The sequence below is a fragment of the Pseudoxanthomonas sp. USHLN014 genome (genome assembly GCF_037153335.1).
GTDB lineage: Bacteria > Pseudomonadota > Gammaproteobacteria > Xanthomonadales > Xanthomonadaceae > Pseudoxanthomonas_A > Pseudoxanthomonas_A winnipegensis.
Map to the genome: position 1 here is coordinate 349,778 of NZ_JBBCKO010000003.1, position 23,231 is coordinate 373,008.

Sequence of the window (23,231 nt, forward strand, 5' to 3'; positions counted from 1 at the left end):
CGGCCGGTGCCGGTTGGGGATCAGACGGTCTGCTTGGCCTTGGTCAGCGCCTGGTCGATCAGGGCGATGGCCAGGTCGATCTCCTCGTGGGTGATGTTCAGCGAGGGCGCCAGGGTGATGACGTTCTTGTACCAACCGCCCACGTCCAGGACCAGGCCGATCGGCTTGCCCTTGTGCGTGAGCTCGCCGCCCAGGCCGATGTCCACCATGCGGTCCAGCAGCGCCTTGTTGGGCGTGAAGCCGTCGGCCTCGCAGATCTCCGCGCGCAGCGCCAGGCCCAGGCCGTCGACGTCGCCGATCTCCTTGTGACGCTTCTGCAGCTCGCGCAGGCCGTCCAGGAAGTGCGCGCCCTTCTCCGGCACGGTGCGCTCGTAGTCCATCTCGTAGCCCATGCGGATCACTTCCAGCCCCAGCGAAGTGCCCAGCGGGTTGGAGTTGAACGTGGAATGGGTCGAGCCCGGCGGGAAGATGGTCGGGTTGATCAGCTCCTCGCGCGCCCACAGGCCGGACAGCGGGTTCAGGCCGTTGGTCAGCGCCTTGCCGAACACCAGCACGTCCGGGGTCACGCCGAAGTGCTCGATCGACCACAGCTTGCCGGTGCGCCAGAAGCCCATCTGGATCTCGTCGACCACCATCAGGATGCCGTACTGGTCCAGCACCTTCTTCAGGTCGCGGAAGAAGTTCTGCGGCGGGATCACATAGCCGCCGGTGCCCTGGATCGGCTCGACGTAGAAGGCCGCGTATTCGGCCTGGCCGACCTTGGGGTCCCACACGCCGTTGTATTCGGTCTCGAACAGGCGCGCGAACTGGCGCACGCAGTGGTCCGAATACTCCTCCGGGCTCATGCCCTTGGGCCGGCGGAAGGGATAGGGGAAGGGGATGAACATCGCGCGCTCGCCGAAGTGGCCGAAGCGGCGGCGATAGCGGTAGCTGGAGGTGATGCTGGAGGCGCCCAGGGTGCGGCCGTGGTAGCCGCCCTCGAAGGCGAACATCAGGCTCTTGCCGTTCTTGTAGTTGCGCACCAGCTTGAGCGAGTCCTCGATGGCCTGCGCGCCGCCGACGTTGAAGTGTACGCGGCCGGGCAGGCCGAACTTGCCCTCCACATCCTGGGCGATGGTCTTGGCCAGCTGGATGCGGGTGGGATGCAGGTACTGGCTGGCGACCTGCGGCAAGGTGTCGATCTGGTGCTTGAGCGCGTCGTTGAGGCGCTTGTTGGAATAGCCGAAGTTGCAGGCCGAGTACCACATCTGCAGATCCAGATACGGCGTCTGTCCACTGTCGAACATGTAGCTGCCTTCGCAGCGGTGGAACACCTTGGGCGGATCGACGTAGTGCACGGTGTCGCCGAAGGAGCTGTAGCGGGCCTCGTCGGCCAGCAGTTGGGCGTCGTCCTCGAGCGCCGGGGCGAGGGTGTGGAGCAGGTTCATGGCAGTGTCCGTTTGCAGCAGGAGGGGAAGGCGCGTCACGCGATGGCGACGGCGGGAGAAACGAGCGGTGCGTGGCGGGTCAGTGCGCCGGATTCCAGCGCGGGCAGCAGCGCCAGCGCCTCGGCGAAGCCTTCGATGGCGCTGTGCGCCAGCGCGTGGTCGCGGCAATGGGCGATCAGCTTGCGCTTGGCGAACACGTAGTCGGCGCGGCCGGCCACGCAGAAGTCCGAGGTGCCGTCGCCGACCAGCAGCACCTGGCCACCCGGCGCGTGGCGGCGCGCCTGCGCGGCGCGCGCGCACTTGCAGGTGCCGGCGCCGCAGCTGGGCGCCTGGTGCGGGGATTCCAGGTTCCAGCGGCGTTCGCCGACCGGATGGAAGCGGTTGGCGTACAGCGGCAGCGGCGCCACGCCCTCGCGGGCCAGCAGCAGGCGGATCGGCAGGTCCAGGCCGTCGCTGACGATCTCCAGCGGCCAGCCGCGCGCGGCCACCGCCGCGGCGAAGGCGGGGAAGGCCGGATCGATGTCCAGGCCCGACAGATGCTGCTCGAACTGGGCCGCATCCATGTCCAGCAGCGCGACCTGGCCGCGCATGCAGGCGCGCGAGCCGATGCGGCCGGCCAGCCAGTCGTCCTCCAGCGCCTCCCAGCCGGGACGGCCGAAGCGCTGCAGCAGAGTGTCGATGGTGTCGCGCAGCCCGATGGTGCCGTCGAAGTCGCACAGCACGGTCCAGCGCAGGGGAACGGAACGAAGAGACATGGGACTTGGTGCGTGGTTCGAGGTGGCGCCACGTTAGGCAGCGGACCTTTCCGAGGGCTTTCCGTCGCCGCGCGCTTCAGCCGGCGTTGTGACGGCGCCCGTTCTTCACTTGCCGCTGCGGGGCGCACGTGTGATAACGCCGCCGTTGCCACCTGCGATGCCGCCCCGATGCACGATCTGTTCGACCTGTCCGCGCCGTGGTGGCACTTCGTGCTGCGCGGGGTGGTGATCTATGTGATGGTCACCGTGCTGATGCGCATCTCCGGCAAGCGCGCCATCGGCCAGTTCACCCCGTTCGATCTGATCCTGCTGATCCTGATCGGCAATGCCGTGCAGAACGGCATCAACGGCGGCGACAACTCGCTCACCGGCGCGCTGATCATGGCCTCGACGCTGATCGCGTTGAACTGGCTGGTGGCCTTCGGCTCGGCGCGCTCGATGCGCTTTCGCCACCTGGTGGAGGGCCATGCCACGGTGCTGGCCCGCGACGGCAAGGTCTTCGCCGAAGTGCTGCGCAAGCAGCTGGTGGCCGAGTCGGACTTCAAGAAGGCCATGCGCCAGTCCGGCTGCGAACACGAGCGCGACATCCGCCTGGCGATCCTGGAAACCAACGGCCACATCACCATCGAGACCCGCGAGGGCAAGTCGGGGTAGCGGCTTGGTGCATCCCATGGCGCACCTGTCTCCACAAATCTTGTAGAGCGGAGCTTGCTCCGCTGGGGCCTTCGCCACGTACCAAACGAAGAGCAGCGGAGCAAGCTCCGCTCTACGGAGAGGCCACCCTTGTGGCTTCTTCGGTCAGTGGTGGCGGTGGAGCCCGAACGGTAGAGCCTCATCGCCGCCATTGACGCAAAGGCCACAAGGGCGGCTCGCACGGGGTCAGCGGGAATCGAGCTCGGCCAACCAATCGCGCGGCCGCAGATAGTCGGCCAGGCGCGCCTCGTCGCTGCCGGCCTCGGGTGTGAAGCCGTATTCCCAGCGCACCAGCGGCGGCAGGCTCATCAGGATCGATTCGGCGCGCCCGCCGCTCTGCAGGCCGAACAGCGTGCCGCGGTCGTAGACCAGGTTGAACTCCACATAGCGCCCGCGCCGGTAGAGCTGGAAGTCGCGTTCGCGTTCGTCATAGGGCGTGTCGCGGCGCGCGGCCACGATCGGCAGATAGGCCTCGAGGAAACCGTCGCCGACCGCGCGCAGATAGCCGAAGTCGGCGTCGAAGTCGTCCTGCAGATCGTCGAAGAACAGCCCGCCGACGCCGCGCGTCTCGCCGCGATGTTTGAGGAAGAAGTACTCATCGCACCAGCGCTTGTGCGCCTCGTAGCGCGCCTGGCCGCCGAAGGGCGCGCACAGCGCCTGCGCGGTGCGATGCCAGTGCAGCACATCGGCATCGACCGGATAGAACGGCGTCAGGTCGAAGCCGCCGCCGAACCACCATGCCACCGTCTGCCCGTCGCGCTCGGCGCGGAAGTGGCGCACGTTGGCATGCGTGGTCGGCAAATACGGATTGCGCGGATGGAACACCAGCGACACGCCGACCGCGCGCCACGAGGCGCCGGCCAGCTCGGGCCGCGCGGCCGAGGCCGAAGGCGGCAGCCGGCTGCCGGACACGTCGGAGAAGCCGATGCCGGCCTGTTCGAAGACGGCGCCGTCGCGCAGGATCCGCGTGCGCCCGCCGCCGCCCAGGGAGGGGCCGGTGGCTCCGGATGCGGCGTCGGCTGGAGGCTCGCGCTTCCAGCGGTCCTCGACGAAGCGGGCCTGGCCGTCGGCGGACTCGATGGCGGTACAGATGCGGTCCTGCAGTCCGGCCAGATAGTCGCGGACGAGGTCGATGCTGGGGATGTCGGTCATGCGCGCAAGTGTACGGGCCGCTTCGTGGCGCTTAGCGCCTGCCCGGGAAGTGAAGACGGTCCCTAGCGCGAGCGCGTCGTCGACGCGCTGCCGAACTGCGCCCGCACCGGCGCCGTGCACAGCTTCCAGATGATCGCCCCGTGCAGCGCGGTGAACACCAGCGCCACGATCACGCTGAAGACCAGGGCGGCGGTCTTCAGGCCGGCCAGCTCCGGCGGCAGCGCGCCACCGGCGCCGCCCAGCCCGGGCTGCATCGCCAGCGACGCCTCGGTCATCGCCGGCACGTACCAGAGCGAGCCGTAGGTCAACAGCGTGCCCAGCGCCAGGTAGGCGATGAAGGCCAGGCGCGCCCATTCGCGGCGCTTGAGCAGGCCCCAGCCCAGCCAGGCCAGCAGCAGCGAGGCGATGGCCTCGGCCAGGCCGATCTCGAAGTAATGGGTCAGCAGCCAGCGCATCAGCGGCGGCATCGGGCCGGCCGGCTCGAACAGCTGCAGATAGGCCGGGCTGGACACCAGGCCGGCCATCGCCATCTGCAACGCGCCGTAGGCCAGGCCGACCGCGGCCAGGGCCAGGGTGATCCAGGCCAGCACGGTGACGAAGCCCTGCGCCCCGCTGCGGGGCGAGGGCGCGGCGCCTGGCAGCGGCGGCGGGACGGGCGCGCTCATGGTGTGGGCTTGAGCGTGTCGTCGAACAGGTTGAGCACGCGCTTGTACTCGTCCAGCCAGGAGTCGGCGCGGGTGAAGCTGTGGCGCTCCAGCGGGTAGGGCGCGATGGACCAGTTGTCCTTGTGCAGCTCGATCAACTTCTGGGTCATGTCGATGGAGTCCTTGAAGAACACGTTGTCGTCGATCATGCCGTGCGCGATCAGCAGGCGGTCCTGCAGTCCGGCGGCGTACTCGATCGGCGAGGAGACGCGATAGGCCTGCGGGTCGATGTCCGGCGTGTTGAGGATATTGGACGTGTACTCGTGGTTGTACTGCATCCAGTCGGCCACCGGGCGCAGCGCGGCGCCGGCCTTGAACGTGCCCGGCGCGCGGAACAGCGCCATATAGGTCAGAAAGCCGCCATAGCTGCCGCCGTAGATGCCGGCGCGGTCGCGGTCGCCCTGGTGCTCGCGCACCAGCCATTCCAGGCCGTCCAGGTAATCGTCCAGCTCCGGGTGGCCCATGTTGCGGTAGATGGCCGTGCGCCAGTCGCGGCCGTAGCCGGCGCTGCCGCGGTAGTCCAGGTCCAGCACCAGATAGCCGCGCTGCACCAGCAGGTTGTGGAACATCTGCTCGCGCGGGTAGGGCGGATAACCGGCGATGGCGTTCTGCAGATAGCCGGCGCCGTGGACGAACATCACCACCGGATAGCGCTTGCCCGGCACCAGTTGCGCCGGTGCGTAGAACTTGCCCCAGATCGCGCCGGCGCCGTGGCGCGAGGGCACCTGCACCAGCTGCGGCTGGATCCAGTTCACCGCCTTGAACGCCGGCGTGCGCGTGTCGGTCAGCACCTTGGCCTGGCCGCCGCCGGCCGGCACCACCGCCAGCTGGCTGGGCAGATAGCTGGCCGAGTACTGCACCAGCAGCGAGCGCCCGTCCGGCGACTGGCTGAAGGCCTCCACCCCGCCATCCAGCGCGGTGACCTCGGCCACCTTGCCGGTCTTCAGTTCGGTCCGGCAGACCTCGTAGCGGCCCGGCGCGGCGCGGTTGCACAGGAAGAAGAAGCCCTCGCCATCGGCGGCCACCTGCGGCGCGGACACTTCCCACGCGCCGCTGGTCAGTGCCTTGGTCTTCTCGCTGCCGCGCTGGGTATAGAGCTGGGAATGGCCGCTGGCCTCGGACAGCAGCCACAGGGTCTGGTTGTCCGGCAGCCAGCCGAACTCGTTGAAGCTCCAGTTGATCCAGGCCGGGTCGGTGAGGCGGTCGCGCACCTGCAGGCGCGCGTTGTCCAGGTCCACGCTGGCGATCCAGCGGTCCTTGTTGTCGGTGGCGCGCAGCAGCAGGGCGACATTGCGCGAGTCGGCGCTCCAGTGGATCGCCGCGCCGCTGGCGTCGCCGTCGCTTTCCACGCGCACGGCGCGGTTGCCCTTCAGCGGCTCCTTGCCGGCGGCCTTGCGCAGCTCGGCCAGCGGATCGCTGGCGATGCCGGGCAGGGTGTCCAGGCTCAGCGGCTTGACCGTGCCGCTGGCCATGTCGGCCAGCCACAGGGCCTGCGGGATCGGCGAGTTGCGCCCGACCAGCGTGCGCGCCTCCTGCTGCTCGGCGTAGCCGGATTCGGTGACGTAATGCGGGACCTCGCCGGCCTGGCCGGCGTCGGCGCCCTTCTTCTGCGTGACCACCAGCAGCCAGCGCCCGTCCGGGGACAGCGCGGTCTGGCTGATCTGCACGTCCTTGCCCAGGTAGACCGGCGCCGGCGCGCGGCTGGGGTCGGCCTTGCGCCAGGCGGCCTCCTGGCGGCGCAGCGCCTCGCGCTGCTCGCGGTCGCGGGCCAGGGTGGACAGGGTGCGCAGCTGCTGCTCGCGCAGGACGTCGGCCTCGGGCGCCTTGTCCGGATCGTCCTCGGCCTTGGCCTGGGCAGCCTGGGCCACGGCGGTGCCGTTCCAGCGGAACCACTGCTGGCCGACCCGCCACACCAGCGCGCCGTCGCTGGCGAACTGCGGCTGGCTTTCGTCCTCCAGCGTGCGCGTGAGCTGGGTCAGCGCGCCGCTGCGCAGGTTGCGCACGAACACATCGCCGTTGCGGATGAAGGCCTGGCGCTGGCGTTTGGCATCGTAGATGGCATCCGGCGCGCCCAGGGTGTCGCGCGCATCGTCGGACACGCGCGTGGCGGCGCTGGCGCTAAGCTCCTGGCGGAAGGTGTCGCGGATCGGCGAGCCGTTGCGCTTGAGGTCGTATTCCACCCCGCGGCTGTCCCAGGTCCAGCGCGGCGCCTCGACCGGCGGGCCGATCCAGTCCAGGTCGGCCATGACCTGTTCGATGGTCAGCGGCGTGGGCGATTGCGCCAGCGCGGCGGGCGACAGCAGCAGGCAGGACAGGACGGCAACGGGCAGGCGCATGAACAGGCGCTTCTCGACGACAAAGAGCCGCGAAGGGTAGCAGCGGCATCGCGCGGGGCGCATCGGACCAAGGTCACGGCGACTTGCCCGGGCGGGCCCCAGCGGCGACAGTACCGTTCGCCCGGCGACCAGGACCGGGGTGCAGCCAGGGGAATGTCTTGATGTCAGCCGTCGTCGAATCCGCGCCGCAGCGCGCCGGCCTGTGTCCGCTGGGCCTCGGGGCGCCCACGCGGATCATCGCCCGCAGCGGCGGTGCGGCCATCGATCTGGCCACCTTCCACGGCCACGTCCGCGCGCTGGCCGCGCAGCTGCCGGCCGGGCGCCACGCGGTCAATCTGTGCGAGGACCGTTACCGCTTCCTGGTGGCGTTCTGCGCGGTGGCCCTGCGCGGGCAGGTGACCCTGCTGCCGTCCTCGCGCGCGCCGGCGGTGGTGGCCGACGTGATGGACCGCCATGCCGACACCTACGCGCTGGGCGACCTGCCCATCGACCCGGCCCCGGCCGGCTACTGGCGCCTGCCCGAGACGTTGAGCCATCTCGATGGCCCGGTGCCGGAAGTGCCCGAGGACGCGGTGGTCTGCATCGGCTTCACCTCCGGCAGCACCGGCGCGCCCAAGCCCTTCCCCAAGACCCTGGCGGCCTTCCGCACCAGCAACGCGCAGAACCTCAGCGCCGTGGCCGACCTGTGGGGCCAGGCCACGCCCAGCCTGGTGGCCACCGTGCCGCCGCAGCACATGTACGGCATGGAGATGTCGGTGGTGATGCCGCTGATGAGCGATGCCTGCGTGCACGGCGGCAAGCCGTTCTTCCCGCAGGACGTGGCCAGCGCGCTGGCGCAGATGCCGGCCCCGCGCGTGCTGGTGACCACGCCCGTGCACCTGCGCGCGCTGGTCGAGTCGGGCGTGTCGCTGCCGCCCATCGCCGGCTATGTCTCGGCCACCGCGCCGCTGGAGCAGGCGCTGGCGCAGGCGGCCGAGGCGCGCTTCGGCGGCGAGCTGCGGGAGACCTTCGGCTCGACCGAGACCTGCATCTTCGCCAAGCGCCGCACCGCGCTGGACACGGCCTGGACGCCGCTGCCCGGCGTGTGGGTGCAGCCGCAGCCGGACGGCACGCTGGTGCACGCGCGCCACCTGCCGCAGCCGGTGCCGCTGGCCGACCTGATGGAGGTCGAGCCCGACGGTCGTTTCCACCTGCGGGGGCGCCAGGCCGACCTGCTCGAGATCGCCGGCAAGCGCGCCTCGCTGGGCGATCTGACCCGCCGCCTGCAGGCCGTGCCCGGCGTGCGCGACGGCGCGGTGCTGCAGCTGGCGCCGGACGAGATGGGCGTGGCCCGCATCGCCGCGCTGGTGGTCGCCCCGGGCATGAACGAGACCGAGCTGCTCGCGCAGCTGCGCACGGCGATGGACCCGGTGTTCCTGCCGCGGCGCATCCGCTTCGTCGCCGCGCTGCCGCGCGGGGAGACCGGCAAGCTGCCGCGCGATGCCGCGCTGCGCCTGCTGGAGTACTGATTCAAGGACGCATCAGGACGCGCCCGGCAGGCTGCGCGCGTCACGCACGAGGACCTCACACCACGCCATGTCGGCTGTCATCGAAACCCTGCCCCGCCCGGCAGGACGCTGCGCGCTGGGGACCGGAACGCCCGAACGGGTGATCGCCCGTGCGGGCGGGCGCGACATCGCGCTGCACACCTTCCACGCGCAGGTGCGTGCGCTGGCGGCGCGGCTGCCGGCCGGCACCCACGCGGTCAACCTGTGCGAGGACCGCTACCGTTTCATGGTCGCCCTGTGCGCGGTGGCGCTGCGCGGGCAGGTCACCCTGCTGCCGCCCTCGCGCGCGCCGGCGGTGGTGGACGAGGTGATGGCGCGGCAGCCGGCCACCTACGCCCTGGGCGATCAGGCGCTGGCCGTCGCGCCGCCGCACTACTGGCGCCTGCCCGAGGTGCTGGACGAGGCCGACGGCCCGGTGCCCGAGGTCGATGAGGACGCGGTGTTCGCCGTGGCCTTCACCTCCGGCAGCACCGGCGCGCCGAAGGCCTTCCCCAAGGCGCTGGCGCAGTTCCGCGCCAGCACCGCGCAGCTGGTCGCGGCGATGGCCGACCTGTGGGACGGCGCGCGGCCGAGCATCGTCGCCACCGTGCCGGCCCAGCACATGTTCGGCCTGGAGCAGTCGGTGATGGTGCCGCTGCTGACCGAGGCGGTGCTGCACGGGGCGCGCCCGTTCTTCCCGCAGGATGTGGCGCGCGCGCTGGCCGACGTGCCCGCGCCGCGCATGCTGATCACCACGCCGGTGCACCTGCGTGCCCTGGTCGAGTCGGGCGTGTCGCTGCCAGCCATCGCCGGCTGCGTCTCGGCGACCGCGCCGCTGGAGCAGGCGCTGGCGCGCCAGGCCGAGGCGCGCTTCGGCGGCCAGGTGCGCGAGATCTTCGGCTCGACCGAGACCTGTATCTTCGCCAGGCGCCGCACCGCCATCGAACGCGCCTGGACCCCGCTGCCCGGGGTGAGCGTGCAGCCGCAGCCGGACGGCACGCTGATCGCCGCGCCGCATCTGCGCCAGCCGGTGGCGCTGGCCGACCTGACCGAGGTGCTCGGCGACGGGCGCTTCATCGTGCACGGGCGCCAGGCCGACCTGCTGGAGATCGCCGGCAAGCGCGCCTCGCTGGCCGACCTGACCCGACGCCTGCGCGCGGTGCCCGGCGTGCGCGATGGCGTGATGGTGCAGCTCGACAGCCCCGGCAAGGTGCGCCGCATCGCCGCGCTGGTGGTGGCGCTGGGCCTGTCCGAGGGCGATCTGCTGGCCGCGCTGCGCGGGGCGATGGATCCGGTGTTCCTGCCGCGGCGGGTGCGCTTCGTCGAGGCGCTGCCGCGCACCGACACCGGCAAGCTGCCGCGCGCAGAGGTGCTGCGCCTGCTCGGGGAGGCGACATGAAGCCGGCTGCGGTGATGGTCGGTGTCGCGCTCGCCGCGGCGCTCGCGGGGCTGGGGTGGTGGGCGTTGCGCGCCAGGCCCGAGCCGACGCAGGCCGCCGTGGCCGCGCCCGAGACCCCCGCGCGCGCTACCTCCACGCCCACCGTCAGCGCGCTGCCGGCCAGCACCACGCCGCTGCCGGCGACGGGCACGCCGCTGCGGCTGGTGTTCGACGATCTCAAGCGGCGCGCCGGCAACGGCGATGCGCGCGCGGCCTGCCGGCTCGCGGCCGAGCTGGAGCAGTGCGAGCGCGTGCGCCTGCAGCTGGCGCAGTTCGACGACATGACCCGACAGCAGCAGCGCATGCTGGAGGGCATGGAGCCCGCGCGGCGCGCCAAGGCGCAGGAGAACATGGAGCGCACGTCCCTCGCGCGCGGCCAGCAGCTGCTGCAGGATTCGGAAGGCTGCGAGGGGGTGCCGGCGATGTCGCCGGCGCAGCGCGCGGGCCTGTGGCGCGATGCGGCGCTGGGCGGCAGTCTGCCGGCGCTGACGCAGTACGCGGTCGGCAACGCGTTCCGCGCCCGCGACACGCTGCAGGTGCTGCCGCAGCTGCAGCTTTATCGCAACGAGGCCGAAGGGTTGGCGCTGCAGGCGGCCGAGCGCGGCAGTCTGCAGGCCACGATGGCGCTGGCCGGTGCGTATTCGCCGCAGCGCGATACCGGCCGGCGCACGTATCTGGCGCAGGTGGTGACGCCGGATCCGAGCAAGTCGCTGGCGCTCTATCTGCGCGCGCAGCAGGCGCTGGCGAGCACGCAGTCCGCGCAGGCGCAGGCGCCGATGCAGCGGTTCCGCGCCGGCGCGCTCCAGCGCAACATCGATTGGCTGCGCGGCAACATGTCCGATGCCCAGCTCGCGCAGGCCGATGCCCTGGCGCGTCAGTGGCAGCAGGACTGGAGCGCGCCCGCGCCCGAGGAAGGCGGTCTGCCGTTCTCGCCCGATGGCGGCGTGCCGGATGTGACGCCGAAGCTTTGCGGTGATTGAGCTTTTGGCGGGGGCTTTAAAGGCCTCTGTCCTGGTTGAGCGACTTGGGTGCTTGAGCGCGCTGGCTTCGGAAGGGCAGCGGTCCGGCGGGCGGTGGCCGCTTTTCCCTCAATCAGGGCATCCTGCCCTGATTCGGGCGCTCGGCATCCTGCCTCGCTAGTCGCGGCCACCGCCCGCCGGCCCGCTGCCTCGCGCGTTTCGTGAGATGGGTTTGGGTCGAAAGTCGACGCGACTGCTGACCCGGTCGCGGCCTCGGTGTAGAGCGGAGCTTGCTCCGCTGCTTTTCGTTCGGTTCGCGGGAAAGCCCCAGCGGAGCAAGCTCCGCTCTACAGGTGGGAGAACCCTGGTGGCTCCTCGGCCAATGGCGGCGATGGCGCGCTCAGCCGTGGACGCCGTCGATCTCGATGCGCAGGTCGCGGCGGCACACGGCCGCGTGCAGGATCAGGCGCGGCACCGAGGCCGGCAGGCGCTGGGCGAGCAGGTCGGCGGCCAGGGGCAGCTCGGCGGCGTCGCGCACGTAGACCTTCAGCCGGGTGCTGGCGTCGAACTGGGCCGGCAGTGTTGGCCGGTGCCGGCGCGCGCTGGCCAGCAGGCTGTCGAAGTTGGCGAAGGTCTCCTCCAGCTGCGCGGCGGTGGAGTCGCCGTGCAGGCTCTGGTGGCCGACCACCGAGGCGGTGCCGGACAGCAGCAGCGGGGCGTGCACCGACGGCGGCGGCAGCATGGCGCGGGCGAAGCTCGGCGGCTGCGGGCCGTACTGGCGTGGATAGCGATAGGCGCTGACCTGGCGCGGGTTCTCCACCGGCGTGCCCGGCTCGCGGCTGGCCAGCCAATACACCTGCAAGGTGCGGCGGCCATCGACGCGCCCGATCGCGGTGGCCGCCGGCAGCTGCGCGGTGTCGAAGCGGCCCAAGCCACGGGCGCGACCCACGCAGAAGTGGCGGTAGCGCTCGGCGTCGCCTTCGCCTTCGGTGATGTCGTCCAGGTAGTTCCACACGCGCAGCAGGTGCGGGGTGGCGCTGTCGGGCACGAAGCCGGACAGCTGCGCATAGGCCTGCACGGCGGCGGTCTCGATGTCGCCGTCGACCTCGTCGATCTGGATCGCGCCGAACTGCAGGGTCCCGTCGCTGGCCCAGGCGATCGCGCCATCGCGCCCGCGCACGACCGGGCGGGTGCTGCGCCAGACTTCCAGCGGCGCCGAGCCGTAGGGCGCCAGCGGCACGCGCAGGTAACGCGGATCGTCGTCGACGGGTGCGTCGGGGCCGAAGCCGAACACTGCCAGTACGCGGTCGTCGGCCAGCAGCGCCTGCGGCGTGCTGTCGTGGAGGTAGTCCACCGCCAGGGTGGACGCGTCGAGGGGCACGGAAGCGGAGAGCGAGTTCACGCGATCAGTTTAATCGGCCTGCAGTGTGTCGCCGGTAAAGCCCTCGGCCACCTGGCGTCGCCGCCTGCGCCAGGCGCGCAGGGCGGCCGGCACCATGATCGCCACGTGCGCGGCGTAGATCAGGCGGAACACGCGCAGCCGGCGCAGCACGCGCGGGCTGTCGAACACGTCGCCGGCCAGCATCGCCACCACCGCCGATTCGACTTCCAGCACATCGCGCGGATTGGCGAACAGGTGGCGCATGGTCGGCGAGGTGAAGCGGTAGATGAACCACTTGAACTCGTCCAGGCCGGCGTCCAGCCGCCGCTGCAGCCGGCGGCGCAGGCGCGTGGCCTGACGCGGCGCGCGCAGCGCGGCATCGACCATCGCCGCACCCTGTTCGGCGCTGTGCATGGCCAGGAACACGCCGGAGGAGAACATCGGGTCGACGAAGGCATAGGCATCGCCCAGCAGCAGCCAGCGCGGGCCGCTCATGCGCGTGCATTCGTAGGCGTAGTTGCCGGTGGCGTGGACCGGGGCCACGCGCTGGGCGCCGGCCATGCGCTGGGCGACCTCGTCGTTCAGCGCCAGGGTCTGGCGCAGGAAGCCTTCCAGGTCGCCGCTGCGGGTCTTGAGGTAGTCGGGGAAGCACACCGCGCCCACGCTCATCACATCGTCCGGCAGCGGGATCAGCCACATCCAGCCGTGCGCATGGCGGTAGATGCTGATGTTGCCCGCGTCCTCGCCCGGCCGCCGGGCCACGCCGCGGAAGTGGCTGAACACCGCGGCCGACTGGTGGCGCGTGTTCTTGCGCTTGAGCTTGAGCCGGCCGCCGAGGAAGGCGTCGCGGCCGCTGGCGTCCAGCAGCCACCGCGGGCGCAGGGTCAGTTCGGTGCCGTGCTGGCGCACCCGCACCACGGGTTGCTCGCCCTCGAAGGCCACGCCGGTCACGGCCGTGCCCTCGTGCGCGTCCACGCCCTCGCTGCGCGCCTTGTCGAACAGGATCCGGTCGAAGTCCGCGCGCGGCACCTGCAGGGCGAACGGGCTCTTGGCGTCCAGCGCGCGGGCGAACTTGAAGGTGTTGTAGCCGCCCTGCTCGTCGGGGAAGTCCGCGCCCAGCTTGAGCGTGCCGATCGCGCGCATGTCCTCCAGCACGCCCAGCCGCTCCAGCAGCGGCATGGTCATCGGCAGCAGCGATTCGCCGATGTGGAAGCGCGGGTGGTGGTCCTTCTCCAGCAGGGTCACGCGCCAGCCGGCGCGGGCCAGCAGGATGGCCGCGGTGCTGCCGGCCGGGCCGCCGCCGACGATCAGCACGTCGGGCGTGGCGTCGGGCGCCGCGGTCGGGGCGGTGGCCAGGGCCGCGGCGGCGCCGGGATCGGCGGCGGGCTGGGCAGCGGTGGCGGGGGTCATGCGGCGCGAACCTTCGCGTGTGGCAGTCCTGACAAGGGCGTCATCATAGCCTGCGCGGGCACATTGCCCGAAGGTTGCGCACGGCCGTCCTTTGCACCATCGTGTCGCACCTTCAACGCTCTGGAAACCGCTGCCGCATGTCCGCGCAAACGCCCGAAGAACACGAACTGGCCCAGCTGCTGGTCGAGAGTCTGAACCTGGAGGACGTGGACGCCGGCGCGATCGACCCGGAGGCGCCGCTGTTCAACACCGGCCTGGGCCTGGACTCGATCGACGCGCTGGAGCTGGCGCTGGCGATCGGCAAGAAGTACGGCTTCCAGCTGCGCTCGGACAACGAGGACAACCAGCGCATCTTCGCCTCGCTGCGCGCGCTGTCGGCCCATGTCCAGGCCAACCGGACCGTCTGAGGCCCTGGCCCGTCCGGCCCGCCATGCGCGCGCCTGAGCCGGGCGCGCCGGCCGACGCCGCGCCCTGGGCGATCGGCGCGGCGCTGGTGCTGGCCGTGGTCTATTCGCCGCTGGCGCACTGGGCCAATGCCAGCGGCCGCAGCGACCTGGCCGTGCTGGCCGGCGCGGCGCTGGTGCTGATGCTGCTGATCGAACCGATCGCCCGGAGGCGCTGGTGGGCCTGGGCGCTGGGCGCGCTGCTGCTGGCCGCCCTGGTGCCGCTGTGGCGCTCGCCGCATGCGCTGCCGCTGCTGACCGCCCCGCCGGTGGTGTTCACCGGCTGGGTGGCGTGGTTCTTCGGCCGCAGCCTGCGTGCCGGGCGGGTGCCGCTGATCGGGCGCATCGTCGAGGGGCTCTACGCCCAGGCCGGGCAGCCGCTCAGCGACGACCAGCGCCGCTACACCCGGCGCCTGACCCAGGCCTGGACCGCGCTGCTGGCCGGCATGACCCTCGCCAACCTGGTGCTGGCGCTGTGCGCGGTGCCAGGCGGCGTGCTGGCGCAGCTGGGCCGGCCCTCGCCCTGGCCGATCTCCGACGCGCATGCCTCGCTGTTCGCCAACCTGCTCGGCTACGGGGTGATCGGCGGGTTCTTCCTGGGCGAATACCTGCTGCGCGCGCGCTGGTTCCCGGTGCGGCCGTACCGCAACTTCGTCGACTTCGTGCGCCAGCTGGCGCGGCTGGGGCCGGCCTTCTGGCGCGATGTGCTGCGCTGAAGGCGGCCGCGCCCAGTCCAAGGGCGTGACTCGGGGCGGCGTTAAAAAATCGCAAAATCCCGCCGCCCAAGTGCGCGGCGGCCGGGTATCCTGTCGGGCATGAGCATTTCGACAGAGAACATGGACGTGCAACCGTCGAGGTCTCCCGGCCAACTGGCCTGGGGCGCCTGGAACCTGCTGCAGCTGGTGTTCACGCTGCTCTGGACGGCCACCCTGTGCAGCCTGGTGCTGCTGCTCTACGTGCTGGGCGTGCCGGTCGCGCGCCTGCTGCGCATGGCCCCCCGCGTGTGGGCGCCGGTACTGGTGGCCGGGGCGGGCGCCAGACTGGTGGTCGAAGGCGGGCAGGACATCGACTGGTCGCGCCCGCATCTGATCGTCTCCAACCACCAGTCGCTGTACATGGCCGTGCCGGTGCCGCTGCGCTTCCTGCTCAAGGACGAGATGCGCAAGGTGCCGTTCGTGAACTGGTACGCGCGCGCCACCGGCATGCTGTTCCTGGACCGCGACAGCCGCCGCGCCGGGGCGATCGTGCGCCGCCAGGCCGCCGCGCTGCTGGCCGCCGGGCAGACCCTGTGCCTGTTCCCCGAGGGCACGCGCAGCCGCACCGGCGAGCTGGCCCCGTTCAAGGCCGGGCTGCTGCAGGCCGCCATCGACGCCGGCGTGCCGGTGATCCCGGTGGCGCTGGACGGCTGCGGCAAGGTGCTGCCGCCGCAGGGCCTGTTCCGCGTGCGGCCCGGCACCATCCGGGTGCGCATCGGCACGCCGATCGACCCGCACCAGCCCGGCGACCCGCTGGACCGCCAGGCGCTCACCCAGCGTGTCCACGACGCCGTGCGCACGATGCTGGAACCGCGGATCTGAGCCAGGGCATGGAATTCGCCGTCGCGTTCGACCACCCGGCCCTGCCGGGCCATTTCCCAGGCCAGCCGATCGTGCCCGGCGTAGTGCTGCTGGACCATGTGCTGGAGGCGATCGCCGCCGCGCACGGCCCGTTGTCCGGCGCGCTGCGCCTGCCGCAGGTGAAGTTCGTCCAGCCGCTGCTGCCGGACCAGACCGCGCGGGTGGAGCTGGACGGCGCCGCGCCGCGCTGGAAGTTCCGCGTGCTGCGCGCGGACACCGTGCTGGCCAGCGGCGAGGTGGTGGCCGCATGAGCACGGCCTGGAAGCAACGCCCCGAGGGCGGCAACCGTCTGGCCCTGCGCGTGCTGCGCGCCATCGCCTGCCACGGCGGGCGCGGCCTGGCGCGCGCGCTGCTGTGGCCGATCACGCTGTACTTCATGGCCGTGCGCGGGCCCGAGCGCCGCGCCTCGCGCGCCTACCTGGCGCGCGTGCTCCATCGCCCGGTGCGCTGGCGCGATGTCGCCCGCCACATCCATACCTTCGCCTCGGTGATCCTGGACCGGGTGTTCCTGCTGAGCGGGCGCATGGGCGAGTTCGAGGTCGGCGTCACCGGCCTGGACCAGCTGCATGCGCAGATGGACAAGGGCCGCGGCGTGCTGATCTTCGGCTCGCACCTGGGCAGCTTCGACGCGCTGCGCGTGCTGGCCCAGGAGCGTCCGGACGTGCAGGTCAAGGTGGTCCTGGACAAGGCCCAGGCGCCGGCGATGACCGAGATGCTGGCCGCGCTCAACCCGCGCCTGGCCGACTGCATCATCGACGCCAGCCAGGACAGCACCTCGATCGTCATGGCGATCAAGCACGCCACCGACGAAGGCCACCTGGTCGCGCTGCTGGTCGACCGCGCGCGGCCGGAGGACCCGTGCCTGCCGGCGCAGTTCCTCGGCGCGCAGGCGCAGTTCCCGACCTCGCCGTGGCTGATCGGCGCGGTGCTCAAGGTGCCGGTGGTGCTGGCCTTCGGCCTGTACCAGGGCCGCGCGCGCTACACGCTGGCGTTCGAGACCTTCAGCGAAGGCCTGGAGGTGCCGCGCCGCAACCGCGCCGCGACCCTGGGCGCACTCATCCGTGGTTATGCCGCGCGGCTGGAGCATCATGTGTGCGCCGCGCCCTACAACTGGTTCAACTTCTATGATTTCTGGAACACCAAGCCCGACCCGGATCCTGCCGCTGTGGTTCCGGGCGCTGACGCTGACGCTGCTGTGCAGCGCCGCACCGCTGTCCGCCGCGTCGCCTGACGCGGTCGATCCGGCCTGGATCCTGTCCAAGATCGCCCGCAGCGGCGATATCTCCACTCCGTTCGTCGAACTGCGCGGCTCGGCCCTGCTCAAGGCGCCGCTGCGCGTGGAAGGCCGCTACGCGCGCCAGGCCGACACCACCCTGGTGCGCGAGGTCACCGCGCCCTACCACGAGAAGATCACGCTGAAGGGCCAGACCGCCACGCTGGAGCGCGACGGCAAGGCCACGCGCACCTTCTCGCTGGCGCGCGCGCCGGAGCTGGCCGATCTGCAAAAAGGCTTCGGCGCCCTGCTGAGCGGCGACGCCAGCCAGCTCGAGCAGCATTACGCGCTGAGCGCCACCGGCACGCGCCAGGCCTGGCAGCTGCGCCTGAATCCCAAGGACGCCACCGCGGCCAAGGTGCCGGTGCGCGGCATCCAGCTCTACGGGCAGGGCGCCGAGCTGCGCTGCATCGAGACCACCGATGCCAAGGGCCAGGCCCAGCGCACGCTGCTGGCCGGCGCGGCGCATGCGGCCCAGGGCGTGGATGACGGCGCGGCCCTGACCGCGCTGTGCCGCGGCCACGCCGGGTGAGTCTGCCGCCCGTCGCGCGCACCGGCCTGGCGCTGCTCTGGCTGGCGCTCCTGCTCGCGCTCGGCGCGTGGATCGGCAGCACGCTCAGGCTGTCCGGCGACCTGCGCAAGTTCATGCCCGAGGCACGTACCCCCGCGCAGAAGCTGCTGCTGGACGAGCTGGGCGAAGGCCCGGGCTCGCGCCTGCTGCTGCTGGCCCTGTCCGGCAGCGACCAGGCCACGCTGGCGGCGCAGTCCAAGGCGCTGCGCGTGCGCCTGGCCAGCCAGCGCGAGGCGATCTCGATGGTCGCCAACGGCGACGTGTCGCCGGGCGATGCGATCCCGGCCAAGTGGCTGCCGTACCGCTTCCTGCTGACCGACCGCTACGACGCCCATCCGCTGGACGCGGCCACGCTGCACGCCGAACTGGCCGAGCGCGTGCAGGACCTGGGTTCGCCGGCGGCCGAGATGATCGAGCCGATGCTGCCGCGCGATCCCACGCTCGAACTGCTGTACGTGGCCCAGCGCCTGCAGCCGGCCAGCACGCCGCAGCTGATCGACGGGGTGTGGTTCGACAAGGCCGGCAAGCGCGCGCTGCTGGTGGTGGAGACGGTGGCCGGTGGCTTCGATCCCAGCGGCCAGCAGCAGGCGGTGGGCGGCATCCGCGCCGCGTTCGAGGCGGTGGCCAAGGGCAGCACCAGCCAACTGCTGCTGACCGGGCCGGGCGCGTTCTCGGTGGAGATCAGCACGCGCACGCAGAACGAGACCCAGTGGATCGGCATGCTCGACACCGGCGGGCTGATCCTGCTGCTGCTGATCGCCTACCGCAGCTGGAAGATCCCGCTGCTGGGCGTGCTGCCGCTGGCCAGCGCCGGCCTGGTGGGCATGGTCGCGGTGATGCTGTGCTTCGAGCAGGTGCACGGCATCACACTGGCCTTCGGCTTCACCCTGATCGGCGTGGTGCAGGACTATCCGATCCATCTGTTCAGCCATCAGCGTCCGGGGCTCTCGCCCTACGCCAATGCGCGCCATCTGTGGCCGACGCTGGCCACCGGCGTGGTGTCCACCTGCATCGCGTATGTGACCTTCTTCTTCTCCGGCGTCGAAGGCCTGCGCCAGCTGGCGGCGTTCACCATCTGCGGGCTGGGTGGCGCGGCGCTGCTGACGCGCCTGCTGCTGCCGGCGCTGATCGATCCCTCGCCGCGCGACTACGCCGACTCGCGGCTGATGGCGCGGCTGTTCGTGCTGATCGATCGCCTGCCGCGGCCGCGCTGGTCGCTGCTGGGCCTGGCGGTGGCGGCGGCGGTGGTGATCGTCGCCAGCCCGACCCCGTTCTGGCAGGACGACCTGTCCAAGCTGACCCCGGTGCCGCGCGAATCGCTGATGCAGGACGGGGAGCTGCGCAGCGAGCTGGGCGCGCCGGACGTGATGTACGTGCTGAGCCTGCAGGCGCCCGACCGGCAGGCCGCGCTGGCCGCCTCGTCCGCCCTGCGCACGCGCCTGGACGCGCAGGTCGCCGCCGGCAACCTGGCCAGCTACGACATGGCCGCGCGCTATCTGCCGACCATCGCGACCCAGCGCAAGCGCCAGGCGCAGCTGCCCGCGCCGGAAGCGGCGCGCGCGATGCTGGAACAGGCCACCGCCGGGCTGCCGTTCCGCAGCGATGTCTTCGCCCCGTTCCTGGCCGACCTGGAGCAGGCGCGCACCGCCAGGCCGCTGGATGCGCCGGACCTGGCCGACACGCCGCTGGCCACGGGCGTGCAGGGCCTGCTGCTGGAAGGCGAAGGCCACACCACCGCCCTGGTCTCGCTCAGCGGCCTGCGCGATCCGGCCGCGCTCACTGCGGCGCTGGCCGGCACGGGCGCGCAGCTGATGGACCTGCGCGAGGCCTCGCGTACGCTGGTGCTCACCTACCACCGCGTGCTGGTGGCCATGGGCGTGGCCGCGGTGCTGCTGGCCATCGCCGTCAGCGTGTCGCTGCGCGAGCGCCGCCGCATCGTGCGCGTGCTGCTGCCGATGGGCCTGAGCGTGCTGCTGATCCTGGCGGTGCTGCGCGGCGCGGGCGTGGAGCTCAACCTGTTCCACCTGATCTCGCTGATCCTCGGCGCCGGGCTGGGCCTGGACTACGCACTGTTCTTCGACCATGCCGGCGACGATGCGGCCGACCAGCGCCGCACCCTGCACGCGCTGATCGTGTGCAGCCTGATGACGCTGCTGGTGTTCGTGCTGCTGGGCCTGTCCAGCATCCCGGTGCTGCGCGCGATCGGTTCGACCGTGGCGATGGGCGTGGTGTTCAACTTCGTGCTGGCGCTGCTGGTCTCGCGCGAGCACGCGCGCGGCGACGATGCGCCGGGCGCGCAGGCAGCCGCGCATGGCTGAGGTTGCGCTGCCGCGCACGCGCGCGGAGATCGCAAGGCTGGTGCCGCACCAGGGCCTGATGTGCCTGTGGGAGGAAGTGCTGGACTGGAGCGACACGGCGCTGGTCCTGCGCAGCCACGGCCATCGCGCGCCCGACCATCCGCTGCGCCGGCATGGCCGGCTGCATGCGGTGCACCTGTGCGAATACGGCGCCCAGGCCATGGCCGTCCACGGCGGCCTGCTCGGCCAGGCCAGCGGCGCGCCGGTGCGACCGGGCATGTTGGTGGCGCTGCGCGGCGTGCAGTTGCACGTGGACACGCTCGACGGCCTTGAGCAGGCGCTGGAAGGCCATGCCGAGCTGCTGATGCACACGCCCGACAGCCAGCAGTACGGCTTCCGCATCCTGCACGCCGGTACCCTGCTGGCAGAAGGCCGCGCCTCGGTGATGCTGGGCTGACGCGAGGGGGTGGGGCGGTGGCCTTGGGAGAAGCAACAGACTCCCAAAGCTCTACAAGGAGGCCGCGACGTGGTGTGAAGAGACAGTTACTCCCCCCAGACCGCATGCAGCGCATTGCTACCATGCACCCATGACTTCATCGACGACTTCAACGCCGGCGCGGCGCGCGCTGGTGACCGGCGGCAGTGGCGACCTGGGCGGGGCGATCTGCACCGCGCTGGGCGCGGCGGGCTTCGAGGTGATCGTGCATGCCAACGGCAACCTGGCGCGCGCCCAGGCCGTGGCGCAACGCATCGCCGAATCCGGCGGACGCGCGCAGGCCGTGGCCTTCGACCTGGCCGACGCCGATGCCTGCGCGGCCGCCATCGCCACCCTGCTGGAAGCCGGCCCGGTGCAGGTGGTGGTCAACAACGCCGGCATCCATGACGACGCGCCGATGGCCGGCATGAGCGCGCAGCAGTGGCATCGCGTCATCGATGTCTCGCTGCACGGCTTCTTCCACGTCACCCAGCCCCTGCTGCTGCCGATGGCGCGCACGCGCTGGGGCCGGGTGGTGAGCGTGTCTTCGGTCGCGGCGGTGATCGGCAACCGCGGCCAGGTCAACTACGCCGCGGCCAAGTCGGCCCTGCATGGCGCCACCAAGTCGCTGGCCCGCGAGATGGCCAGCCGCGGCATCACCGCCAACGTGGTGGCGCCCGGCGTGATCGAGGGCGCGATGATCGGCGCGCAGTTCCCGCCCGAGGCGATCAAGCAACTGGTCCCGGCCGCCCGCGCCGGCAAGCCTGAGGAAGTCGCTGCGCTGGTGGCCTTTCTCTGCTCGGACGCCGCCGGCTACATCAACGGCCAGGTGATCGGTGTCAATGGCGGGATGGCGTAGGAAGGGCCGCCGATAGGCGCTCGGCCTCAAGCAGGGCAAACAGGAGGGCGAAGCGTTCCGCTTTTGTGGGAGCAACTGTCTCTCGGATCACGCCGCGGCCCCTTGTAGAGCGGAGCTTGCTCCGCTGCGTTCCGACCGGATCATCGGAAAGGCCTAGCGGAGCAAGCTCCGCTCTACAGGTGGGAGCCGCCATGGCGGCGATAGGGCTCTACCGGTAAAGCCCCATCGCCGCCATTGGCCGAAAAGGCCACAAGGACGGCTACCACCCAGCACACCCACAACCCACATCGGGCCTATGCCGCTTCGGCGTACCAGGCGGGCTCCAGCGACGCGATGGGCGGCGCGGTGCCAGCCAGCAAGGCCGCCAGGCCATGGTCGTCGAGGTCAACATGCGCCGCATTGGCGCGGGCCAGGATCTCGCCGGCCAGCCATTCCATGCGTGCGACGTTGGACGCCAGGCGTGCGGCCAGGGCGTCGGAATCGAGCGTGTCGTTCAAGGCGCGATTGAGTTCGAAGAACCAGTCGATCGCGTACTGGTCCAGCAGGCGCCCATCGGTCAGCGGGGCAGGGTGGGGCGCATTGCGCCGGCCCCATTCGGCCAGCAAGGCCTGCACGGCCAGATTGAGCGCGCGTCCGCGCTGGAACAGCGGCCGCAGCCGCCCCAGCAACGGCACATCGGTCAGCCGTCCGGCGAAGTACAGCGGCGCCAGCAGCGACCAGTAGTAGGTGTAGTCCCAGATCACCTTGACCGGCATCACCTGCGCATCGCCGAACAGCGGGTACTGGCCCTGGTAGAGGGTCAGCGTGTTCTCGTAGAAGCCGCTGTAGAGCTGGTTGTAGATGCCCGCGTACGGTGCGATCCCTTCTCCGGCGCGATCGCGCGCGACCAGGTCGGTGATGTAGCCGTTGGTGATGGCGATGAAGTCGCTGCCCGGCGAATAGAACGGGTCCAGGAACACCCCGGCCTCGCCGGTCAGCGCCCAGCGGTCGCCGGAGAACACCTGCTTGCAGCCGTAGGAGAAGTCGCGCAGGAACATGAAGTCCATCAGCGCATGCTCGGGCCGCTCCAGCGCGGCGGCCACGCGCGGCTGGTGCGCGCGCAGCCAGTCCATCGCCTTGGCGTGGGTGTTCATCGTCTCCAGCGGATGCGCGTCGGCATCGCAGACGATGCCCAGCGAATGCGCGCCGCAGGACAGCGGGATCAGCCAGAACCAGTAGCCCGGTCCGCACATGTGGTTGGTCGAGCGCCAGCGGTCCGGCGGCGTGCAGCGCGCCAGCCAGGCCGGATCGTCGGACCAGTCGTTGGGATCGATGAAGCCTTCCACGCGCCACCACACCGCATTGGCATGGTGCGCATTGGGCTGGGCCAGGCCGAGCTTGCGCTTGAGCAGGCCGGCGCGGCCGCTGGCATCGACCACCCAGCGCGCGTCCAGCGTGGCCGCCGCGCCGTCGCGTTCGAAGCGCACGCCGTGATCGGCCTCACCGGAGGCCAGGTCCACGCCGCGCACGCTGGCGCCATCGATAAAGTCCACGCCCAGCGCACGCGCGCGCTCGCCGAGGAAGTTCTCGAAGCGGCCGCGGTCGATCTGCCAGGACGGGGTGGGCAGCAGCTGGCTCACGCCCAGTTCGGTGCACTGGTCGATCCGCCACTGGCCCTCGGAGAAGAAGAAGCGGAAGCCGAACTTGCGCAGATGCTCGGCATCCAGGTGCGCGCGCAGGCCGAGCACGTCGCTGAAATAGTGCGCGCCGATCTCCACGGTCGACTCGCCCACCTTGAACGCGCCTTCGCGCACCGGATGGGCGCGGCGCTCGATCACGCTGATGGCCAGGGCCGGGTCGCGCGCCTTGAGCTGCAGGGCCAGGGTCAGTCCAGCCAGGCCGCCGCCGAGGATGGCCACATCGGTCCGCGCATTCAT

General features: G+C 71.4%; 21 protein-coding genes. 13 read left to right on the forward strand and 8 right to left on the reverse strand.

Annotated features, from left to right (window positions below):
* Nucleotides 1-20: 20 nt before the first annotated feature.
* Together WFQ05_RS08510 and WFQ05_RS08515 are read right to left on the reverse strand one after the other, a co-directional pair.
* Nucleotides 21-1,427 carry an aminotransferase class III-fold pyridoxal phosphate-dependent enzyme gene (locus WFQ05_RS08510; protein ID WP_130521814.1) on the reverse strand — a complete coding sequence of 469 codons (1,407 nt, stop codon included), beginning with the start codon at nucleotides 1,425-1,427 and terminating at the stop codon, nucleotides 21-23.
* A 35-nt stretch (nucleotides 1,428-1,462) separates the two neighbouring features.
* A complete protein-coding gene (locus WFQ05_RS08515; RefSeq protein ID WP_130521826.1) occupies nucleotides 1,463-2,161 on the reverse strand; it encodes an HAD-IB family phosphatase in 699 nt (232 codons plus the stop codon).
* A gap of 189 nt (nucleotides 2,162-2,350) precedes the next feature.
* Here WFQ05_RS08515 and WFQ05_RS08520 point away from each other — a divergent pair, with 189 nt between their 5' ends.
* Complete coding sequence (locus WFQ05_RS08520) at nucleotides 2,351-2,836, forward strand: YetF domain-containing protein (protein WP_130521815.1); 486 nt, start codon at nucleotides 2,351-2,353, stop codon at nucleotides 2,834-2,836.
* Between the two features lie 225 nt (nucleotides 2,837-3,061).
* Here WFQ05_RS08520 and hemF read toward each other — a convergent pair whose 3' ends face one another.
* From hemF to WFQ05_RS08535, 3 genes are all read right to left on the reverse strand, one after another.
* Nucleotides 3,062-4,018, reverse strand: coding sequence for an oxygen-dependent coproporphyrinogen oxidase (hemF, locus tag WFQ05_RS08525; RefSeq protein WP_337053569.1), 957 nt, complete (start codon nucleotides 4,016-4,018; stop codon nucleotides 3,062-3,064).
* 71 nt (nucleotides 4,019-4,089) lie between these two features.
* Nucleotides 4,090-4,692, reverse strand: a complete 603-nt coding sequence (locus WFQ05_RS08530) for a hypothetical protein (protein ID WP_337053457.1) — start codon at nucleotides 4,690-4,692, stop codon at nucleotides 4,090-4,092.
* Nucleotides 4,689-7,061, reverse strand: coding sequence for a S9 family peptidase (locus WFQ05_RS08535; RefSeq protein ID WP_337053570.1), 2,373 nt, complete (start codon nucleotides 7,059-7,061; stop codon nucleotides 4,689-4,691). Before WFQ05_RS08535 ends, WFQ05_RS08530 begins: the two co-directional genes overlap by 4 nt.
* A 167-nt stretch (nucleotides 7,062-7,228) precedes the next feature.
* Here WFQ05_RS08535 and WFQ05_RS08540 point away from each other — a divergent pair, with 167 nt between their 5' ends.
* The 3 genes from WFQ05_RS08540 to WFQ05_RS08550 all read left to right on the forward strand — a co-directional run bounded on the left by WFQ05_RS08540 (nucleotide 7,229) and on the right by WFQ05_RS08550 (nucleotide 11,011).
* Complete coding sequence (locus WFQ05_RS08540; RefSeq protein WP_130521818.1) at nucleotides 7,229-8,575, forward strand: AMP-binding protein; 1,347 nt, start codon at nucleotides 7,229-7,231, stop codon at nucleotides 8,573-8,575.
* 67 nt (nucleotides 8,576-8,642) lie between these two features.
* Entirely contained in the window at nucleotides 8,643-9,992 is a 1,350-nt protein-coding gene (locus WFQ05_RS08545; protein WP_337053459.1) for an AMP-binding protein, read from the forward strand.
* A complete protein-coding gene (locus WFQ05_RS08550) occupies nucleotides 9,989-11,011 on the forward strand; it encodes a hypothetical protein (RefSeq protein ID WP_337053460.1) in 1,023 nt (340 codons plus the stop codon). Before WFQ05_RS08545 ends, WFQ05_RS08550 begins: the two co-directional genes overlap by 4 nt.
* A gap of 379 nt (nucleotides 11,012-11,390) precedes the next feature.
* On the opposite strand, the gene WFQ05_RS08555 is transcribed toward WFQ05_RS08550, so the two are convergent.
* Both WFQ05_RS08555 and WFQ05_RS08560 read right to left on the reverse strand, forming a co-directional pair.
* Nucleotides 11,391-12,392 (reverse strand): pteridine-dependent deoxygenase, encoded by a 1,002-nt coding sequence (locus WFQ05_RS08555; RefSeq protein ID WP_337053461.1) that lies wholly within the window; start codon nucleotides 12,390-12,392, stop codon nucleotides 11,391-11,393.
* 9 nt (nucleotides 12,393-12,401) lie between these two features.
* Entirely contained in the window at nucleotides 12,402-13,781 is a 1,380-nt protein-coding gene (locus WFQ05_RS08560) for an NAD(P)/FAD-dependent oxidoreductase (RefSeq protein ID WP_337053462.1), read from the reverse strand.
* A gap of 137 nt (nucleotides 13,782-13,918) precedes the next feature.
* Between WFQ05_RS08560 and WFQ05_RS08565 the strand changes: the two genes are divergently transcribed.
* The 9 genes from WFQ05_RS08565 (at nucleotide 13,919) to fabG (ending at nucleotide 21,315) form a co-directional block, all read left to right on the forward strand.
* Nucleotides 13,919-14,188: a phosphopantetheine-binding protein gene (locus WFQ05_RS08565; RefSeq protein ID WP_130521821.1), complete on the forward strand. Its 270-nt coding sequence runs from the start codon at nucleotides 13,919-13,921 to the stop codon at nucleotides 14,186-14,188.
* Between the two features lie 23 nt (nucleotides 14,189-14,211).
* Entirely contained in the window at nucleotides 14,212-14,940 is a 729-nt protein-coding gene (locus WFQ05_RS08570) for a ketosynthase (RefSeq protein ID WP_337053463.1), read from the forward strand.
* 126 nt (nucleotides 14,941-15,066) lie between these two features.
* Complete coding sequence (locus tag WFQ05_RS08575; RefSeq protein WP_337053571.1) at nucleotides 15,067-15,801, forward strand: lysophospholipid acyltransferase family protein; 735 nt, start codon at nucleotides 15,067-15,069, stop codon at nucleotides 15,799-15,801.
* An 8-nt stretch (nucleotides 15,802-15,809) separates the two neighbouring features.
* Complete coding sequence (locus tag WFQ05_RS08580) at nucleotides 15,810-16,091, forward strand: hypothetical protein (RefSeq protein WP_337053464.1); 282 nt, start codon at nucleotides 15,810-15,812, stop codon at nucleotides 16,089-16,091.
* Complete coding sequence (locus WFQ05_RS08585) at nucleotides 16,088-17,071, forward strand: acyltransferase (RefSeq protein ID WP_306995136.1); 984 nt, start codon at nucleotides 16,088-16,090, stop codon at nucleotides 17,069-17,071. The genes WFQ05_RS08580 and WFQ05_RS08585 overlap by 4 nt, the downstream gene beginning before the upstream one ends.
* The gene (locus tag WFQ05_RS08590) at nucleotides 16,965-17,645 is read left to right on the forward strand and encodes a LolA-related protein (protein ID WP_337053465.1); all 681 of its coding nucleotides are present in this window, start codon (nucleotides 16,965-16,967) and stop codon (nucleotides 17,643-17,645) included. The genes WFQ05_RS08585 and WFQ05_RS08590 overlap by 107 nt, the downstream gene beginning before the upstream one ends.
* Complete coding sequence (locus WFQ05_RS08595) at nucleotides 17,642-20,002, forward strand: MMPL family transporter (RefSeq protein ID WP_337053466.1); 2,361 nt, start codon at nucleotides 17,642-17,644, stop codon at nucleotides 20,000-20,002. Before WFQ05_RS08590 ends, WFQ05_RS08595 begins: the two co-directional genes overlap by 4 nt.
* Nucleotides 19,995-20,438, forward strand: a complete 444-nt coding sequence (locus tag WFQ05_RS08600) for a phosphotransferase (protein WP_130521825.1) — start codon at nucleotides 19,995-19,997, stop codon at nucleotides 20,436-20,438. Before WFQ05_RS08595 ends, WFQ05_RS08600 begins: the two co-directional genes overlap by 8 nt.
* A gap of 130 nt (nucleotides 20,439-20,568) precedes the next feature.
* A complete protein-coding gene (gene fabG / locus WFQ05_RS08605; RefSeq protein ID WP_337053467.1) occupies nucleotides 20,569-21,315 on the forward strand; it encodes a 3-oxoacyl-ACP reductase FabG in 747 nt (248 codons plus the stop codon).
* A 293-nt stretch (nucleotides 21,316-21,608) separates the two neighbouring features.
* On the opposite strand, the gene WFQ05_RS08610 is transcribed toward fabG, so the two are convergent.
* A complete protein-coding gene (locus WFQ05_RS08610) occupies nucleotides 21,609-23,231 on the reverse strand; it encodes a tryptophan 7-halogenase (RefSeq protein ID WP_337053468.1) in 1,623 nt (540 codons plus the stop codon).

Bases quoted from the DNA above. Each gene is read 5' to 3' on its own strand.
- WFQ05_RS08570 (WP_337053463.1), top strand. From the start codon at position 14,212: ATGCGCGCGCCTGAGCCGGGCGCGCCGGCCGACGCCGCGCCCTGGGCG.
- WFQ05_RS08510 (WP_130521814.1), bottom strand. From the start codon at position 1,427: ATGAACCTGCTCCACACCCTCGCCCCGGCGCTCGAGGACGACGCCCAA.
- WFQ05_RS08520 (WP_130521815.1), top strand. From the start codon at position 2,351: ATGCACGATCTGTTCGACCTGTCCGCGCCGTGGTGGCACTTCGTGCTG.
- WFQ05_RS08580 (WP_337053464.1), top strand. From the start codon at position 15,810: ATGGAATTCGCCGTCGCGTTCGACCACCCGGCCCTGCCGGGCCATTTC.
- WFQ05_RS08545 (WP_337053459.1), top strand. From the start codon at position 8,643: ATGTCGGCTGTCATCGAAACCCTGCCCCGCCCGGCAGGACGCTGCGCG.
- WFQ05_RS08540 (WP_130521818.1), top strand. From the start codon at position 7,229: ATGTCAGCCGTCGTCGAATCCGCGCCGCAGCGCGCCGGCCTGTGTCCG.
- WFQ05_RS08590 (WP_337053465.1), top strand. From the start codon at position 16,965: ATGATTTCTGGAACACCAAGCCCGACCCGGATCCTGCCGCTGTGGTTC.
- fabG (WP_337053467.1), top strand. From the start codon at position 20,569: ATGACTTCATCGACGACTTCAACGCCGGCGCGGCGCGCGCTGGTGACC.
- WFQ05_RS08550 (WP_337053460.1), top strand. From the start codon at position 9,989: ATGAAGCCGGCTGCGGTGATGGTCGGTGTCGCGCTCGCCGCGGCGCTC.
- WFQ05_RS08530 (WP_337053457.1), bottom strand. From the start codon at position 4,692: ATGAGCGCGCCCGTCCCGCCGCCGCTGCCAGGCGCCGCGCCCTCGCCC.
- WFQ05_RS08600 (WP_130521825.1), top strand. From the start codon at position 19,995: ATGGCTGAGGTTGCGCTGCCGCGCACGCGCGCGGAGATCGCAAGGCTG.
- WFQ05_RS08610 (WP_337053468.1), bottom strand. From the start codon at position 23,231: ATGAATGCGCGGACCGATGTGGCCATCCTCGGCGGCGGCCTGGCTGGA.
- WFQ05_RS08560 (WP_337053462.1), bottom strand. From the start codon at position 13,781: ATGACCCCCGCCACCGCTGCCCAGCCCGCCGCCGATCCCGGCGCCGCC.
- WFQ05_RS08565 (WP_130521821.1), top strand. From the start codon at position 13,919: ATGTCCGCGCAAACGCCCGAAGAACACGAACTGGCCCAGCTGCTGGTC.
- WFQ05_RS08585 (WP_306995136.1), top strand. From the start codon at position 16,088: ATGAGCACGGCCTGGAAGCAACGCCCCGAGGGCGGCAACCGTCTGGCC.